This is a genomic window from Caulobacter sp. GW456-12-1-14-TSB4 (assembly GCF_059424195.1).
This window is the reverse complement of sequence record NZ_JBWKZF010000069.1, coordinates 1-3,623: the sequence shown is the minus strand read 5'-3', so window position 1 is coordinate 3,623 and position 3,623 is coordinate 1. Positions and strand designations below refer to the sequence as shown.

General features: G+C 72.0%; 3 protein-coding genes and 2 pseudogenes. 4 read left to right on the top strand and 1 reads right to left on the bottom strand.

Annotated elements, in window-relative coordinates; translation table 11 throughout:
* Positions 1-1,095 (top strand): DNA-packaging protein (locus tag AC07YH_RS26635; protein ID WP_494749898.1); only part of this gene is annotated, 1,095 nt, incomplete at its 5' end.
* A 177-nt stretch (positions 1,096-1,272) separates the two neighbouring features.
* Here AC07YH_RS26635 and AC07YH_RS26630 read toward each other — a convergent pair.
* Positions 1,273-1,602, bottom strand: a pseudogene (locus AC07YH_RS26630) (endonuclease domain-containing protein); the annotation flags it as partial.
* On the opposite strand from AC07YH_RS26630, the pseudogene AC07YH_RS26625 reads away from it, so the two are divergent.
* The 3 genes and pseudogenes from AC07YH_RS26625 to AC07YH_RS26615 all read left to right on the top strand — a co-directional run bounded on the left by AC07YH_RS26625 (position 1,573) and on the right by AC07YH_RS26615 (position 3,554).
* Positions 1,573-2,894 (top strand): annotated as a pseudogene (locus tag AC07YH_RS26625) (phage portal protein). The pseudogenes AC07YH_RS26630 and AC07YH_RS26625 overlap by 30 nt on opposite strands.
* Positions 2,891-3,145 carry a hypothetical protein gene (locus AC07YH_RS26620; protein ID WP_494749897.1) on the top strand — a complete coding sequence of 85 codons (255 nt, stop codon included), beginning with the start codon at positions 2,891-2,893 and terminating at the stop codon, positions 3,143-3,145. The pseudogene AC07YH_RS26625 and the gene AC07YH_RS26620 overlap by 4 nt, the downstream one beginning before the upstream one ends.
* On the top strand, positions 3,135-3,554 hold the full coding sequence (locus AC07YH_RS26615; RefSeq protein ID WP_494749896.1) for an HK97 family phage prohead protease: 420 nt from the start codon (positions 3,135-3,137) through the stop codon (positions 3,552-3,554). Before AC07YH_RS26620 ends, AC07YH_RS26615 begins: the two co-directional genes overlap by 11 nt.
* Positions 3,555-3,623: the final 69 nt, after the last annotated feature.

Genomic DNA, 3,623 nt, shown 5'->3' with positions numbered 1-3,623 from the left:
GGAAAGACCTTCGCCGGGGCGCGGTGGATCACATTGAACGCGCTGAGCCACCCGACCCTGGCCCTGGTCGGTCCCACCCTGCACGACGTGCGCGAGGTGATGATCGAGGGGCCGTCGGGGCTGAAGGCGATGGGCGGGCCGCTGTTCCGCCCGAGGTGGGAAGCCTCCCGCCGGCGCCTGGTCTGGCCCAACGGCGCGACGGCCTACGCCTTCTCGGCGGAGGACCCCGACAGTCTGCGCGGGCCGCAATTCCACGCCGCCTGGGCCGACGAGTTCTGCGCCTGGCCCAAGCCCGCCGAGACCCTGGCCATGCTGCGCTTCGGCCTGCGGTTGGGCGAGGACCCGCGCCTGGTGGTGACCTCGACGCCCAGGCCGATCCGGGCGCTGAAGGCCCTGATCGCCGAGCCCGGCGTGGCGGTGACGCGGGCCGGAACATCGCTGAACGCCGACAACCTGGCGCCGGCGTTCCTGCGGACGCTGGAGACCCTGTACGGCGGCACCCGGCTGGCCGCCCAGGAGCTGGACGGGATCATCGTCGAGACCGACGGCGGTCTGTTCCGCGCCGAGGACCTGGCCCGCTGCCGGGCCGCCAAGCCGGCGCGCTTCGACCGCGTGGTGGTGGCGGTGGACCCGCCGGCCACCGCGACGGGCGATGCGTGCGGGATCGTGGTGGTCGGGCGACGCGACGACCGGGCGTTCGTGCTGGCCGACGAGACCGCGCGAGGGCTGTCTCCCGCCGGCTGGGCCGGCCGTGCGGTGGCCGCCGCGCGGCTGTGGACGGCTGACGCTTTGGTGGCTGAAGCCAACCAGGGCGGTGACATGGTGCGCTCCGTACTGGCGCAGGCCGACCCGCCGTGCCGGGTGAAGCTGGTCCGGGCGAGCGTGGGCAAGCGGGCGCGGGCGGAGCCGGTGGCGGCCTTGTACGAGCAGGGCCGGGTGCTCCACTGCGGGGCCTTCGTGGCGCTGGAGGAGGAGCTGATGGCGCTGGGGTCTGGGGATTTGGAGCACAGTCCGGACCGGGCGGATGCGCTGGTCTGGGCGGTGAGCGAGTTGATGCTGGGCGGGCGGGCTAGCCCTCGGCTCAGGTCGCTATGAGCCGCCGCACAAGCCCCCACCTGACCTCGCTTTGCGAGGTCTGTCCGCCCCCAGACGGGGGCGGAGAGGGACGTCTCCGGCGTCCTGGGAGCGGACTCTCTCCTCCCCCTTTGGGGGAGGGGGACCGCCGAACGGCGGTGGAGGGGCCTTCGCCTCGCTCTCCGCGATGAACGCCCGGATCGCTGTCAGCGCCCCGTCCACCGAGTCCATCACTTCGCGGGCTGGAATGCGGAGGGTCCGAACACCCTGCATCATCAACCATTGGTCTCGCGCAATGTCGCGCTCCGGTCGGCTGTCGATAGTGTGGTCGGAGCCATCCACTTCGACGGCCAAGCGTAACGACGCACAGTAGAAGTCCAGCACGCAGCGCCCGATCGGGTGCTGCCGGCGGAACTTTAGACCTTCAAGACCACCGCGTCTGAGGGCGGTCCATAGTCGCGCCTCGGGCGGAGACATCTGGCGTCGAAGGCGGCGGGCATTGAGCACGGTCTCGCGGGTCGTTTCCATCATCGGCTCCGGTGCTGGCCCCTCCACCGGCGTTCGCCGGGCCACCTCCCCCAGAGGGGGAGGAGAGGCGTCTCGCTGACCGTATCAACTCTACATTGTTCTTATTTTGTTCTCAACTCCGAACCCCGGAGCCCATCATCATGCCCCTCTTCAAACCTCGCCCGCCCCACGCCCCGCCGGAGCGCAAGGACTCCCGCGCCGCGCGCCTGATCGCCCTCACCACCGGCGGCCGGCCGCAGTGGACGCCCCGTGACTACGGCGCCCTGGCGTCCGAGGGCTTCGCCAAGAACCCCGTCGCCTATCGCTGTGTCCGCCTGATCGCCGAGGCCGCGGCGTCCACGCCGTTGGCCGTCTTCGTCGACGGCCGCCGGGCCGACGACCACCCGCTCAAGAAACTCCTCGACCGCCCCAACCCCGAACAGGGCGGCCCCGACCTGATGGAGCAGTTCTTCGGCAGCCTGCAGGTCGCCGGCAACGCCTACCTGGAAGCCGCCGGCGACGCCCAGCCGACCGAACTCTACGCCCTGCGCCCCGACCGGATGACCCTGGTCCCCGGCCCGCGCGGTTGGCCCCTGGCCTATGACTACCAGGCCGCTGGACGCACGGTTCGGATCGCCCGCGACGCCGACGGCTGGCTGCCGGTGCTGCACCTGAAGCTCTTCAACCCGACCAACGACCACTACGGCTTCTCGCCCCTCGAAGCGGCCGCCTTCGCGATCGACGTCCACAACGCCTCCAGCGCCTGGAACAAGGCGCTGCTGGACAATTCGGCCCGGCCGTCCGGGGCGCTGGTCTACTCCTCCAAGGACACCGGCGACCGGCTCTCCGACGAGCAGTTCGACCGGCTGAAGACCGAGCTGGCCGCCGCCCACTCCGGCCAAGCCAACGCCGGCCGCCCGCTGCTGCTGGAAGGCGGCCTGGACTGGCGGGCCATGTCGCTGACGCCGGCCGAGATGGACTTCACCGAGGGCAAGCACGCCGCCGCCCGCGAGATCGCCTTGGCGTTCGGGGTCCCGCCGCAGCTGCTGGGCATCCCCGGCGACAACACCTACGCCAACTACCGCGAGGCCAATGCCGCGTTCTGGCGCGGCACGGTCGCGCCGCTGGCCGAGCGGGCCGCACGAGCCTTGACCGGCTGGCTCGCCGCCAAGTTCCCGGGCGCGAAGATCGCCCCCGACCTCGACGCCGTGCCGGCCCTGTCGACCGAGCGCGACGCCCTGTGGAGCCGGCTGCAGGCGGCCAGCTTCCTCACCGACGCCGAACGCCGGCGCCTGGCGGGGCTGGAGCATTGACCGCCGCCACCGCGCGCTGGCGGCTGGACCGCCAGGTCTCGGCCGCCGTCCTGGTCGCCGTGGCGCTGCAGGCCGCCGCCGCCCTGCTGTGGGCCGGCAAGGCCTCCGCCCGGATCGACGAGATGCAGCGGCGGCTGGAGGCTCAGGCTCCGGTCGCGGAACGCCTCGCCCGGCTGGAGGCCCAGGCCGAGGCCAGCCGCCAGAGCCTGGTCCGCATCGAGGCCCGACTGGAGCGCAGCCATGAGCGATGAGCTGAAGATCGAAGGCTACGCGTCCCTGTTCTGGACCCGCGACCTCAATGACGACGTCACCGCCGCCGGGGCCTTCGCCGAGAGCCTGGCCAACGCCGCGCCGGTGATCATGCTGCACCAGCACGACGAGGCCGAGCCGGTCGGCGTCTGGGACGAGGTCTTCGAGGACGCCAAGGGGCTGTTCGTCCGTGGACGGATTCTGCGCACCACGCCGCGCGGTCGCCTGGTCGCCGCCCTGGTCGAGGCCGGCGCCCTGGACGGCCTCTCCATCGGCTTTCGGCAGGTCAAGGCCCGCACCCAGGGCCGCCTGCGCGTCCTGTCCCGCGTCGAGCTGTGGGAGGTGTCGATCGTGACCTTCCCCATGCTGCCCCAAGCTCGCCTGAACCTGGCGCGGCTGACGGTCAGCTGAAACTCCCTTCCCCCTTGATGGGGAAAGGGCGGGGATGGGGGTGATGCGGCCGTTCCGCAGCCCCTGTCC